The sequence below is a fragment of the Pseudomonas sp. RC2C2 genome (assembly GCF_018390435.1).
Taxonomy (GTDB): Bacteria; Pseudomonadota; Gammaproteobacteria; order Pseudomonadales; family Pseudomonadaceae; genus Aquipseudomonas; species Aquipseudomonas donghuensis.
Window position 1 is genome coordinate 3,281,080 of sequence record NZ_JAHBAX010000001.1, and the last position, 12,872, is coordinate 3,293,951.

Here is a 12,872-nt window from a genome sequence, read left to right on the forward strand (position 1 = left end):
TTCATGAATCAGGACGCGTGCCGTTGCGGCAGCGAGCGCGTGCGCGAGCAGGCGGCCCAATGGTTTGCCCGCAGCCGTGATGGCGCGCTGGCGCCGGCGCAACAGGACGAACTGCAGCGCTGGCTGGCCGAGCACCGGCAGCATCAATACGAGTTCGATCTGCTTGGCACGCTCTGGGGCGCTGCCGGGCACGTGCCGCGCGCGCATCTTGAGGCCCTTTGCCAGGCCGATCCGGTCAGCCGGTTGCCACGTCGGCGTTTTGTCCGCCAGGCGCTGGCGGCTGGTATCGCGACCCTGGCGCTGGGCTTGAGCTGGTTTGGCTGGCAAGAGCATCAGCTCAATTACCAGGAGCAATTGCAGACGGCCCTGGGCGAGCGGCGCCAGCTGAACTTGCCCGACGGTTCGCAGCTTGAAGTCAACGGCCGAACGCAGTTGGCGGTGCAGTTCAGCGCCGGTCAGCGGTATATCCAGTTGCTCAAGGGCGAGGTGATGTTCAGCGTCGCCCACGACAGCGAGCGGCCATTCGTGGTCAGCACCGGCAACGGCACAGTGACGGTGACCGGCACCCGCTTCGATGTGCGCCAGGACCCGGAGCAAACCCGTGTGACGGTCGAAAACGGCTCGGTGCGGGTCGAAGGCCGCGATGCCTCCAGGGCTCTGCTGACCGCCGGGCTCGGTTCGCATATCGATGCCCAAGGCCAGGTGGCGGCGCCCTACGCGGTAGATGCCGCAGCAGTGACCGCGTGGCGCAAGGGCAAGCTGGTGTTCAACGATGCGCCGCTCAGCGAGGTGGTCAAGGACGTCTCGCGCTACCGTGAGCAGCCCCTGCGTGTCGCCCCAGGCAGTGTTGCCGCGCTACGCCTGAGCAGCACCTTCAATGCCAACGATACCGACGCCTTGCTGCGGGCGCTGCCGAGCATCCTGCCAGTGGCGATCAAGACCCATGCCGATGGCTCCAGCGAAATAATCGCAAAATAGATTCAGGTTTTTTTCCAGTTGTTCGTCTTCCTGTCCAACTGCAACTGCCAAGCATTTCCATTTGCATGGCATTGACATCTATGTGGACCCTCAGGACCTCTCGACGACGTGAACAACAACAAGTTTTCCCCGCGTTCTAGCCGCTGGTTGCCTCTGGCCCTGGCCCTGGCTGTCAGTGGCGGTGTTGCCAGCAGCTATGCTGCAGCGGCACCGGCCAGCATCCAGATCCAGGCTCAACCCCTGGCTTGGGCCTTGAGCCAGTTGGGCCAGCAGACTTCGCTGCAGCTGTTCTTCAGCCCCGAACTGGTGGCCGGTAAACAGGCACCGGCAGTGTCCGGCAGCCTGCAGCCGGAAGAAGCGCTGCAAGCCTTGCTTGAGGGCAGCGGCCTGACCTATGAAATCTCCCAGGGCACCGTCGTCCTGCACCCGCTGCAGACTGCCGGGACCTTGACCACCGGCAGCCTGGAGCTGGCGCCCACCGACGTCAAGGTGGTCGGTGACTGGCTCGGCAGTGCCGAAGAAACCGTGGTCCACAACCATCCCGGCGCCCGTACCGTGGTGCGCCGCGAAGCAATGATCGAGCAGGGCGCGCTGAACGTGCGCGATGTACTGCGCGGCGTGCCGGGTGTCCAGGTGCAGGACTCCAATGGCACTGGCGGCAGTGATATCGCCTTGAACGTCGGCGTGCGCGGTCTGACCTCGCGTCTGTCGCCACGCTCCACGGTGTTGATCGACGGCATCCCGGCGGCGTTTGCGCCCTACGGCCAACCACAACTGTCGATGGCACCGATCTCTTCCGGCAACCTCGACAGCATCGACGTGGTGCGTGGTGCCGGCTCCGTGCGCTATGGCCCGCAGAACGTCGGCGGGGTGATCAACTTCGTCACCCGGGCGATCCCCGAGAAAGCCACCGGCGAGCTGTCCACGACGATGGAAACTTCCCGCCATGGTGGCTGGAAGCATATCGAATCGGCTTTCCTCGGCGGCACCGCCGACAATGGCCTGGGGGCAGCCTTGCTGTACTCCGGAGTCAATGGCAACGGCTACCGCAGCAGCAACAACGACAACGACATCGATGACGTGTTGCTCAAGACCCATTGGGCAGTCACTGACAGCGACGAGTTCTGGCTCAACTTCCATTACTACGACGCCAAGGCCGACATGCCCGGCGGCCTGACCCAGGCCCAATTCGACGACGACCCGTACCAGTCCGACCGCGATTACGACACGTTCAGCGGCCGACGCAAGGACGTATCCTTCAAGTACCTGCGCCAGATCGACGACGTCACCCAGTTCGAAGTGCAGACCTACTACACCGACAGCTTCCGTGGCAGCAGCATCGCTGCCCGCGACCAGAAGACCCTGTCGTCGTACCCGCGCAGCTACCACACCTTCGCCATTGAGCCACGGGTTTCACGGATCTTCTTCGCCGGCCCCACCACTCAGGAAGTCAGCGTCGGTTACCGTTACCTGAAAGAGGCGATGCACGAGCAGTCGACCCGCCTGGCGCTGATCAACAACGTGCCGACCGTCACCCCGACCTCCGACGGCCATGTGTTCCAGGACCGAACCGGCGGTACCGAAGCCAGCGCTTATTACATCGATGACAAGATCGATGTCGGCAACTGGACCATCACCCCGGGCGTTCGCTTCGAGCACATCAACACCGACTGGCACGAGCGCCCGGTGCGCGGCACCAACGGTGTGCCGGTGCAGGAAAAGAACCGCAGCGTGACCAGCAACGAACCGCTGCCGGCACTGAGCGTGATGTATCACCTGTCCGATGAGTGGAAGCTGTTCGCCAACTACGAAACCTCGTTCGGCAGCCTGCAGTACTTCCAGCTTGGCCAGGGCGGCAGCGGCGATCAGACCGCCAACGGCCTGCAAGCCGAGAAAGCCAAGACCTATGAAGTGGGTACCCGCTACAACAACGGCACTTGGGGGGGTGAGCTGACCGCGTTCTACATCGACTTCGATGATGAGCTGCAGTACATCAGCAACGACATCGGCTGGACCAACCTCGGGGCGACCAAGCACCAGGGCATCGAAGCCTCGATGCATTACGACCTGTCGGGGCTTGATCCGCGTCTGCAGGGGCTGAGCGCCAATGCCGGCTTCACCTACACCCGTGCCACCTATGAAGGCGAGATCCCGGGCTTCAAGGGGCGCGACCTGCCGTTTTACTCGCGGCAGATCGTCAATGCCGGGCTGCGCTATGAGATCAATCGCTGGACCTGGAACCTGGATGCCTACGCCCAATCGAAACAGCGCGCACCGGGTACCGGCATGAATGCCGACGGCAGCTTCAACGGCAACTACATCACCGAGCCGAGTGCCGATGGCCAGTACGGCGACATTCCGGGCTACGTGACCTGGGCGGCGCGCGGCGGCTATGACTTCGGCAAGGAACTGTCGAACCTCAAGCTGGCAGCCGGGGTGAAGAACATCTTCGACAAGCAGTACTACACCCGCTCCAGCGACAACAACGCGGGGATCTACCTGGGTGAGCCGCGCACCTTCTATGTGCAGGCCAGTGTAGGGTTTTAAGCAGCAGGGGCCGCTGGCAAGACCGGCTCCCACAGGGTGGGTGGACACCGGACCCTGTGGGAGCTGGCTTGCCAGCGATGCTTTTCAGTGTCAGGCCAGCGCTTGTGCCGGCGAGACAATGCAGGTCTTGCCCCCACGCGAACGCCCCGAACTCAGGTAGGCGGCAATCGATTCCTGGGTCACCTCGCCGAGGAACACCTGCTCGGCATCCAGCACCGGCAACCACGAGCGATTGAATTCGTACATCCGCGACAGCAGGATGCGCAGGTGCTCATCGTGCGAGGCGGTGGCGTTGAAGGTACGCAGGAAGTCGGCGCAGGTGCCTTGCTGGCGATGCAGGTCGCGACGGCGCACATAGCCCATGGCTTTGTTCTGCCCGTCGGTGACCACCAGGTAGCGACGGTCATGTTCGTCCATCAATTCCAATGCATCGGCCACCGGCGTTTGCGGGCTTACCGCCGGCGCGTTGTCGGCGGCGTCTTCGGCACGCACCAGCAGCAGGCGCTTGAGGGTGCTGTCCTGGCCAACGAAGTTGCTGACAAAATCGTCCGCAGGATGGGCCAGCAGGGTGTCCGGGTGGTCGATCTGGATCAGCTTGCCGGCGCGGAAAATCGCAATCTTGTCACCCAGCTTGATCGCCTCGTCGATGTCGTGGCTGACCATGATCACGGTCTTGTTCAACGCCCGCTGCATCTCGAAGAACTCGTTCTGGATCATCTCGCGGTTGATCGGGTCGACCGCGCCGAACGGCTCGTCCATCAGCAGCAACGGTGCTTCGGCGGCCAGGGCGCGGATCACGCCGATGCGCTGTTGCTGGCCACCGGACAACTCTCGGGGGTAACGCTGCAGGTACTGCTTGGGTTCGAGCTTGATCATGCTCATCAGCTCGCGGGCGCGATCGTGGCATTTTTGCGGGTTCCAGCCGAGCAGGCGCGGGACCACGGTGATGTTCTCCTCGATGGTCATGTTGGGGAACAGGCCGATCTGCTGGATCACATAGCCGATGCGCCGGCGCAGGGTCACCTCGTCGAGGCCGGTGGTGTCTTCGCCGTTGATCAGCACCTTGCCGGAGGTCGGCGCAATCAGGCGGTTGATCATCTTCAGCGTGGTGCTCTTGCCGCAACCGGACGGGCCGAGGAACACGCAGATCTCGCCTTCGTTGACGGTCAGGCTGACGGAGTCGACGGCTTTGACGTCTTTGCCGTTGGCGTGAAAGGTCTTGCTGAGGTTCTGGAGTTCGATCATTTGCGCAGTCCTTCTGGAGTCAGGGCACGTTGCAGGATTTGCAGCAGCAGGTCGGCGATGATGGCCAAAAGGCTCACCAGCACGGCACCGACCAGCAGCATCGACATGTCGCTGCGGCTGATGGAGGTGAGGATGAGTACGCCCAGGCCACCGGCGCCGATGGTCGCGGCGATGGTCATGACGCCGATGTTCATCACCACGGCGGTACGTACACCGGCGAGGATCACCGGCACGGCGATGGGCAACTCGACCATGCGCAGGCGCTGGCCGAAGGTCATGCCGATGCCGCGGGCGGCTTCCCGGATGCCCGGCTCGACGTTGGTCAGGGCCAGGTAGGTGTTGCGCAGGATCGGCAACAGCGAATACAGAAACACCGCCGTAATCGCCGGCAGTGGCCCCAGGCCCTGGCCGAACGTGGAGTAGAACGGCAGCAGCAGGCCGAACAGGGCGATCGAGGGGATGGTCAGCAGCACCGTGGCGGCGGCTTGCAGCGGGCCGGCGAGAGCCGGGAAGCGGGTCATGAGGATGCCCAGCGGCACGCCGACGACAATCGCCAGGCTGACGGCGATGCCGACCAGGGTGATGTGTTGCCAGGTCAGGTGCAGGACCTGGGCCCAGTCCAGGTGGGTAAAGGTATCGAGCATGTTATGGCTGCTCCTGTGCGGGAGGATGCTGGCGCAGGTACTCGGCGGCGACTTTGCCCGGGCTCTGGTGTTCGACATCGACCTTGGCGTTGAGCTGGCGCATGGTTTCGTCGTCGAGCTGTTCGGCCAGGGGCTTGAGCAGGCTGGCCAGTTGCGGGTGGGCGTCGAGCACGGCCTTGCGCACCACCGGGGCTGCGGTGTAATCGGGGAAGTAGTGCTTGTCGTCTTCCAGCAGCTTGAGGTCAAAGGCGCTCAGGCGCCCGTCGGTGGTGTACACCAGGCCGCTGAACACCTGGCCGTTGCGTAGCGCGGTGTAGACCAGGCCGGCGTCCATCTGGCGGATGTCGCGGCGGGTCAGCTGCAGGTCGTAGGTTTCGCTCAGGCCCACCAGGCCATCGGGACGGTTGGCGAACTCGGTGTCCAGGGCCACCACGTGGATGCGGCCCTGCTCGTCGCGCAGCACCTGGTTCAGTTCGCTGATGCTGTTGACCTGCGGGTATTGCTCAGCGACCTTGCGCGGCAGGGCCAGGGCATAGGTGTTGCTGAACTTCGACGGCGTCAGCCAGATCAGGTCTTTCTTGGCATCCAGTTCCTTGACCCTGGCGTAGGTGGCGGCGGCGCTGGGCATGCGTTCGTCGATATGGTTGTAGGACACCAGCGAAACACCGGTGTATTCCCAGACCATGTCCAGCTGGCCGGTTTCGTGGGCGCTGCGGGCAAGGTTGCTGCCCAGGCCGCCGGTGATACGCACGTCAAAGCCGTTCTGGTTGAGGTACTGGGCAGTGATTTCAGCCAGCACCGTCTGTTCAGTGAAGACCCGCGCACCGAGGCGGATCACAGGTTTGGTCGCGGCCTGGGCAAATCCTGCGAACAGCAGGGCCGCGCCCAGCAACAAGGCGATTCTTTTCATGGGAGCTCCTTCGCTTAGTGGGCCAGGCCGCGTTCAAGCCAACGGCGGCTGGACTGCGCCACCAGGGCGTCGAGTACCAGGGCGAGCAGGGCGGTACAGGCAGCGCCGAGCAGCAGTTGCGGCTGATTGTTCAGGGCAATGCCGGGGAAAATCAGGCTGCCCAGGCTATTGGCGCCAATCAGGAACGACAGCGGCGCGGTACCGACGTTGATCGCCAGGGCCACCCGCACACCGCCGACGATGATCGGCACGGCGTTGGGCAACTCGACCCGCCAAAGGGTCTGGCGCGGGGTCATGCCGATACCGGTGGCGGCTTCCTTGAGCGAGGCGGGAACGTTTTTCAGGCCTTCGTAGGTGTTGCGTACGATGGGCAGGAGGGAGGCGAGGAACAGCGCGAAGACGGCGGGACCGGCGCCAATGCCCAGGAAACTCAGGGCGATGGCCAGAACGGCCAAAGGGGGGATGGTGTTGCCAATGTTGAAAAACTGCATGAAGCGTTCGGCGCGGTCGACCCGATGTGGTCGACTCAAGGCAATCCCAGCGGGTATGCCCACGGCTAGCGCCGCCACCATCGACAGCAACACCAGCATCAGGTGCGCTTGCAGGTAGAACCACAGATCGGCGCGGTAGTGCGCGATCGTATCGATGCCGATCCAGTGGATCAGCAGGGCCAGGATGACGAGCACGAAGGCACATCCCATCAGCCCCTTGCCATAGCTTTTAGCCACAGGCGGACTCCTTTTGTTGTCGGCGAACACACTCCCGTGGCGGCCACCATTCCAGGCGGCAGGCAGTGTGATCGCGATAAGCAGCGCGTTGTCCGAAAACGGAGTGGAACACGCCATAAGCGAAGCCTCGTCAGGCTCGTAGTGCCGGTGAAACCAACCCTGACGAACGGTCATGACCGATTGCGGATCAGGGGAGTGGACGCCTCCACAGTCGTAAAGGTTCCCATCTGAAGCGGCATTTGGCCAGCGCTGATTAACCCAACGGTTCAGTTCGGGGGCAAATTTGGGCTATAATCTGCGCCCTTTTTTTGAATCACCTGCCAGGCGATTTCCCATGACCAACCAGGCCGCCGAAGTCGCGAAACGCCGCACCTTCGCCATTATTTCCCACCCCGATGCGGGTAAGACCACCATCACCGAAAAGCTCCTGCTGATGGGCAAGGCAATTGCCGTCGCCGGTACGGTGAAATCGCGAAAGTCCGACCGCCATGCCACCTCCGACTGGATGGAAATGGAGAAGCAGCGTGGTATATCCATCACCACCTCGGTGATGCAGTTCCCCTATCGCGAGCACATGATCAACCTGCTCGACACCCCGGGCCACGAAGACTTCTCGGAAGATACCTACCGTACCCTCACCGCCGTCGACTCGGCGCTGATGGTGCTCGACGGCGGTAAAGGGGTCGAGCCACGGACCATCGCCCTGATGGACGTCTGCCGCCTGCGTGACACGCCGATCGTCAGCTTCATCAACAAACTTGACCGTGACATCCGCGACCCGATCGAACTGCTCGATGAAATCGAAGCGGTCCTGAAGATCAAGGCCGCACCCATCACCTGGCCGATCGGTTGCTACCGCGATTTCAAGGGCGTGTACCACCTGGCGGGCGACTACATCATCGTCTACACCCCGGGCCACGGCCATGAGCGCACCGAGGTGAAGATCATCGAGAAGCTCGACTCCGATGAAGCCCGCGCCCACCTTGGCGACGAGTACGAGCGCTTCCTTGAGCAGCTGGAGCTGGTGCAGGGCGCCTGCCACGAGTTCGACCAGGGCGAATTCATGCGTGGCGAGCTGACCCCGGTGTTCTTCGGTACCGCGCTGGGCAACTTCGGTGTCGACCACGTGCTCGATGCCGTCGTCGACTGGGCGCCACGCCCGCTGCCGCGCGAGGCCAACGAGCGCGCCGTCGAGCCGACCGAAGAGAAGTTCAGCGGTTTCGTGTTCAAGATCCAGGCGAACATGGACCCCAAGCACCGCGACCGTATCGCCTTCATGCGTATCTGCTCGGGCCGTTACGAAAAAGGCATGAAAATGCGCCACGTGCGCACCGGCAAGGACCTGCGCATCGGCGATGCGCTGACCTTCTTCTCCTCCGAGCGTGAGCAACTGGAAGAGGCCTGGGCCGGCGACATCATCGGCCTGCACAACCACGGCACCATCCAGATCGGCGATACTTTCACCGAAGGCGAGGCCCTGGGCTTTACCGGTATTCCGCACTTCGCTCCGGAACTGTTCCGCCGCGTGCGCCTGAAAGACCCGCTCAAGTCCAAGCAACTGCGCCAGGGCTTGCAGCAACTGGCTGAAGAGGGTGCGACCCAGGTGTTCTTCCCGGAGCGCAGCAACGACATCATCCTCGGCGCCGTCGGTGTGCTGCAGTTCGATGTGGTCGCCAGCCGCCTGAAGGAAGAGTACAAGGTCGAGTGTGCCTACGAGCCCATCACCGTCTGGTCGGCGCGCTGGATCAGCTGCGACGACAAGAAGAAACTCGAGGAATTCAAGAACAAGGCCGTGGAAAACATGGCCATCGACGGTGGCGGTCACCTGACCTACCTGGCCCCGACCCGGGTCAACCTGGCGCTGATGGAAGAGCGCTGGCCGGATGTGAAGTTCCGCGCGACCCGCGAGCATCACTAACTTAAGCCTCAAGCCTCAAGCTTCAAGCGTCAAGAAAGAGCAGACCGTGCGCGGTCTGCTTTTTTTTTTTTGCAGCTGGAAGCTTGGCGCTTGCAGCTGGCCGAAGGCTTAGTTTCCCGCTTTGATACTGGTCCAGATCCGGGTGCGGATGCGGTCGATCTTGGCCGGCATCGCTTCCAGGGCATAGAGCTTGCCGAGCATCTGGTCGCTGGGGTAGATCATGCCGTTGGCTTTTAGCGCCGGGTCGACCAGGGTGTCGGCCGTGAGGTTACCGTTGGCGTACTGCACATGGTTGCTGATGTTGGCCATCACTTCAGGCTGCAGCAGGTAGTTCATATAGGCGTAGCCGGCTTTCTCGTCTGGTGCGTCGGCCGGCATGGCGACCATGTCGAACCACATCGGAGCGCCTTCCTTGGGAATCGAATAGCCGACCTTCACGCCATTTTTCGCCTCTTCTGCCCGGTTCTTGGCCTGCAGCACATCGCCGGAGAAGCCCACCACCACGCAGATATCGCCGTTGGCCAGGTCGCCGGTGTACTTGGAGGAGTGGAAGTAGCTGATGTACGGGCGCACGGTCATCAGCAGTTGCTTGGCCTTGTCGTAGTCTTTCGGGTCTTGGCTGTGGTGCGCCAGGCCCAGGTAGTTGAGGGCGATCGGCAGTAGTTCCGGGCCATTGTCGAGCACCGCCACGCCGCAGCTTTTCAGCTTGCTGATGTACTCGGGCTTGAAGATCAGGTCCCAGGAATCCACCGGGGCGTTGTCGCCCAGCACCGCCTTGACCTTGTCGATGTTGTAGCCGATCCCGGTACTGCCCCACAGGTACGGGAAGCCGTACTGGTTGCCCGGGTCGTTGACCTCCAGGGCCTTGAGCAGCACCGGGTTGAGGTTTTTCCAGTTGGGCAGCTGGCGCTTGTCCAGTTGTTTGAGCGCCTTGCCCTGGATCTGCCGGGCCATGAAGTGGTTGGAGGGGAACACCACGTCGTAGCCGGAGTTGCCGGTCATCAGCTTGCCGTCGAGGGTCTCGTTGCTGTCGAACACGTCGTAGGTCGGCACGATGCCGCTGGCCTGCTGGAAGTGCTTGAGGGTGTCGGGGGCGATGTAGCTAGACCAGTTGTAGATTTTCACCGTATCGGCCGCCTGGGCGATGGAGGCGGCCAGCAATAGTGGTGCGAAGAGCAATGGGCGCATGTCTGGATTCCTTGCTTCATCTGTTTTTTATCGAAGGAGGCAGGCGATCAAATGATCAGAAAATCAGCACGTAGGTCTTGCGCACGGTCTCCTGGATATCCCAGGTGCCGGTGCTGTTGGCCGGTAGCAGGATGGCGTCGCCGGCTTCGATGCTCAGCGGTTCGCCACCGTCAGGGGTGAAGGTGCAGCGGCCCTTGATGAAATGGCAGAACTCCTGCTGGACGATCTGCCGGCGCCAGCGCCCCGGGGTGCATTCCCAGATGCCGGTTTCGACGCCATCGCTGCGCTCGACGCAGGTTACCGAGGCGATCGAGACCGGCTCGCCGAGCGGTACGGCCACCGGGTTGGAGTCGTCGAGGGTGACGCTGTCGGTGTTCTTGAACTGGGTAATGCTCATACCGGTGAGTCCTGTGCAGGGGGAACGAAAAGTCAGCGCATGAAGCCTTCCATGAAGTCCGCCACGCCGCTGGCCAGGCGTCGGCGCCAGGGGGCGCTGGAGGGGGCGGCGAGGGTCTGGTCCTCATGGACGAAACTCTTGATGATTGCGTTGTAACCCAGCCAGCGGCAGGGTTCAGGCTCCCAGCCGGGCAGGCTGTGCAGGGCCCGGTCGTGGTTGGTCCAGGGCTGTTCGGTAAGCACGCTGCGCCGCTCCAGGATCAAGTCGGCCAGGGTTCGCCCGCCCAGGTTGCTGGCGCCGACGCCTTCGCCGCCGTAGCCACCCGCCAGGGCAATCCGCTGTTTGCGGTCGCAGAACATGTGCGGCTGGAAGCGCCGGGCCATGCCCAGGTTGCCGCCCCAGGCATGGGTGATGGCGACGTTCTTGAGCTGCGGGAACAGTTCGCCGAACAGGTAGCGGCGCAGTTCGATTTCACTGTCGGTGAGGTCGAAGTTGTCACGCAGGCGCCCGGCGAAGCGGTAGCCGCCACGGGCGCCAAACACCAGGCGGTTGTCGAGGGTGCGCTGACCGTAGGTGACCTGACGGCTGTTCTCGCTGAAGGCTTGGCCGCGGTTGAGGCCGATCTGCTCCCAGGTCTGTTCGGGCAGCGGCTCGGTGGCCACCAGCAGGCTTTGTACCGGCATTTGATAGCGGCCCAGTGGCGGCAGATTGACCGAGTAGCCCTCGACCGCCGGCACCAGCCACTGGCATTTGACCCGTGCCTGCAACGTACGCACCTCGCCGGCGCGCCACTGGGTGACGGGGCTGCTCTCAAAGAGCTTCACGCCCATGGCCTCCACCGTACGGGCCAGGCCGCGTACCAGTTTGGCCGGCTGGATGGTGGCGACATTGGGGTTGAAGATTGCGCCATAGGGGCGGCTGATACGCAACTGGAGCGCCAGCTCATCGGGGCTCAGCCAGCGGTAGTCGGCTTCGCTCAGGCCCTGTTTGTAGCATTTGTTCAGGTAGGTGCGCAGGCTGGTTTCCTGCTCGGGGTAGCGTGCTGCGCAATACAGCACGCCACCTTTGCGGTAGTCGCAGTCGATGCCTTCGCGCTCGAGCACTTGGGCAACTTCATCGGGGATGCCGTGCAGCAGGTCATAGCTGGCGCGTCGCTGTTCGGGCGTGCAGCCGGCGAGCAGGCGGTCTTCGCCGAGCAGGTTACCCATCAGCCAGCCGCCATTGCGCCCGGAAGCACCGAAGCCTGCGATCTGCGCTTCGACGATGGCGATGTTCAGTTGCGGCGCCAGGCGTTTGAGGTAGTAGGCGGTCCACAGCCCGGTGTAGCCAGCGCCGATGATGCAGACGTCGACGTCCAGGTCCTGTTGCAGCGCCGGGCGTGAGGCCAACGGCTCATCGAGTTGGTCCATCCACAGGCTGATACTGCGCCATGCCAGCATTGTTCGGCTCCACATCGGTAACGGTCTGTGGCGATCCTAGAAGCTTGCGGGGCGCTGTGTCTTACGTGCGTGCACGCAGAGAATTCTGCTTCACGTAGGCCTTGGGCGACAGGCCGGTGTGCTGACGAAAACACTTGTAGAACGCCGACAGCGAGTTGAAGCCGGCGGCAAAGGCCAGCTCGTCGACACGCGCGACTGTGGTGCTGGCCTCCAGGCTGGTCAGCAGGTGTTGCAGGCGGGCCTGGTTGACGTAGCGGTAGAAGCTCTGGCCGAGCACCTGGTTGAGCAGGTAGGAGATCTGGTTACGGCTGTAGCCACTTTCGCGGGCGACGCACTGTAGGTCCAGCTCCGGGTCGAGGTAGGGTTGCTGGTGCCGGAAGTACTGTTCCAGGTCCTGGGCCATGAAGCTCAGCTGGCGCGGCGACAGGCCCAAGCGGCTGACTGCCGGTCGCAGGTCGTTGTGGCCGGGGGCCTGGCTGGGGGCACGGACCAGCGAGGCGTACTCGTTGACCCGCCAGATCAAACCGTCGCGCACGGTGATCGCTTCGCTGGACTGGAACGCCACCAGGCCTTCGCCACCGCGCAGGGTGACCTGATACTGAATGAAGGCGGTGCAGCCGTCGACGCGGATGCGGTCACTGTGGACGATGTCTTCATCGGCTTCGCGGGGCATGCTCACGCGCACGTATTCGCGCAGCTGGTCGAGGTGCAAGACGCGGTTCTGGAAGAAGTCGTTGTAGTGGATATCGGGGTGATACAAGGCCATGACCCCGTCGAGGTCGCGATGCTTCCAGCACAGGTGGTAGCGCAGGACGGTGGCGGCGGTTTCCGGGGTTTGTTCCGGGCCGTCGGGGATTGGGTCTGGGGTCATTGCTGGA

General features: G+C 63.0%; 11 protein-coding genes. 3 read left to right on the top strand and 8 right to left on the bottom strand.

From position 1 onward, the window contains the following. The first annotated feature begins 3 nt into the window (after positions 1-3). Together KHO53_RS15150 and KHO53_RS15155 are read left to right on the top strand one after the other, a co-directional pair. Positions 4-978 (top strand): FecR family protein, encoded by a 975-nt coding sequence (locus KHO53_RS15150; protein WP_010223438.1) that lies wholly within the window; start codon positions 4-6, stop codon positions 976-978. A gap of 108 nt (positions 979-1,086) precedes the next feature. Continuing rightward, entirely contained in the window at positions 1,087-3,525 is a 2,439-nt protein-coding gene (locus KHO53_RS15155) for a TonB-dependent siderophore receptor (RefSeq protein ID WP_213570469.1), read from the top strand. A gap of 90 nt (positions 3,526-3,615) precedes the next feature. On the opposite strand, the gene KHO53_RS15160 is transcribed toward KHO53_RS15155, so the two are convergent. From KHO53_RS15160 to KHO53_RS15175, 4 genes are read right to left on the bottom strand one after another with little or no spacing between them, the layout of a single operon-like run. After that, complete coding sequence (locus KHO53_RS15160) at positions 3,616-4,770, bottom strand: osmoprotectant ABC transporter ATP-binding protein OsmV (protein ID WP_036993927.1); 1,155 nt, start codon at positions 4,768-4,770, stop codon at positions 3,616-3,618. Further along, on the bottom strand, positions 4,767-5,414 hold the full coding sequence (locus KHO53_RS15165; RefSeq protein WP_036993928.1) for an ABC transporter permease: 648 nt from the start codon (positions 5,412-5,414) through the stop codon (positions 4,767-4,769). Before KHO53_RS15165 ends, KHO53_RS15160 begins: the two co-directional genes overlap by 4 nt. Before the next feature lies 1 nt (position 5,415). Next, complete coding sequence (locus tag KHO53_RS15170; RefSeq protein WP_010223433.1) at positions 5,416-6,324, bottom strand: glycine betaine ABC transporter substrate-binding protein; 909 nt, start codon at positions 6,322-6,324, stop codon at positions 5,416-5,418. Positions 6,325-6,338: 14 nt separating this feature from the next. Further along, positions 6,339-7,052 carry an ABC transporter permease gene (locus KHO53_RS15175; RefSeq protein WP_010223432.1) on the bottom strand — a complete coding sequence of 238 codons (714 nt, stop codon included), beginning with the start codon at positions 7,050-7,052 and terminating at the stop codon, positions 6,339-6,341. A gap of 334 nt (positions 7,053-7,386) precedes the next feature. On the opposite strand from KHO53_RS15175, the gene KHO53_RS15180 reads away from it, so the two are divergent. After that, positions 7,387-8,970: a peptide chain release factor 3 gene (locus KHO53_RS15180; protein WP_213570470.1), complete on the top strand. Its 1,584-nt coding sequence runs from the start codon at positions 7,387-7,389 to the stop codon at positions 8,968-8,970. Between the two features lie 108 nt (positions 8,971-9,078). Here KHO53_RS15180 and KHO53_RS15185 read toward each other — a convergent pair whose 3' ends face one another. From KHO53_RS15185 to KHO53_RS15200, 4 genes are all read right to left on the bottom strand, one after another. Beyond that, positions 9,079-10,158: a polyamine ABC transporter substrate-binding protein gene (locus KHO53_RS15185; RefSeq protein WP_010223430.1), complete on the bottom strand. Its 1,080-nt coding sequence runs from the start codon at positions 10,156-10,158 to the stop codon at positions 9,079-9,081. Between the two features lie 55 nt (positions 10,159-10,213). Next, complete coding sequence (locus KHO53_RS15190) at positions 10,214-10,555, bottom strand: cupin domain-containing protein (RefSeq protein WP_010223429.1); 342 nt, start codon at positions 10,553-10,555, stop codon at positions 10,214-10,216. 32 nt (positions 10,556-10,587) lie between these two features. Further along, complete coding sequence (locus KHO53_RS15195) at positions 10,588-11,994, bottom strand: NAD(P)/FAD-dependent oxidoreductase (protein ID WP_213570471.1); 1,407 nt, start codon at positions 11,992-11,994, stop codon at positions 10,588-10,590. Between the two features lie 61 nt (positions 11,995-12,055). Beyond that, entirely contained in the window at positions 12,056-12,865 is an 810-nt protein-coding gene (locus KHO53_RS15200; protein WP_036993934.1) for an AraC family transcriptional regulator, read from the bottom strand. Between the last annotated feature and the right edge of the window lie 7 nt (positions 12,866-12,872).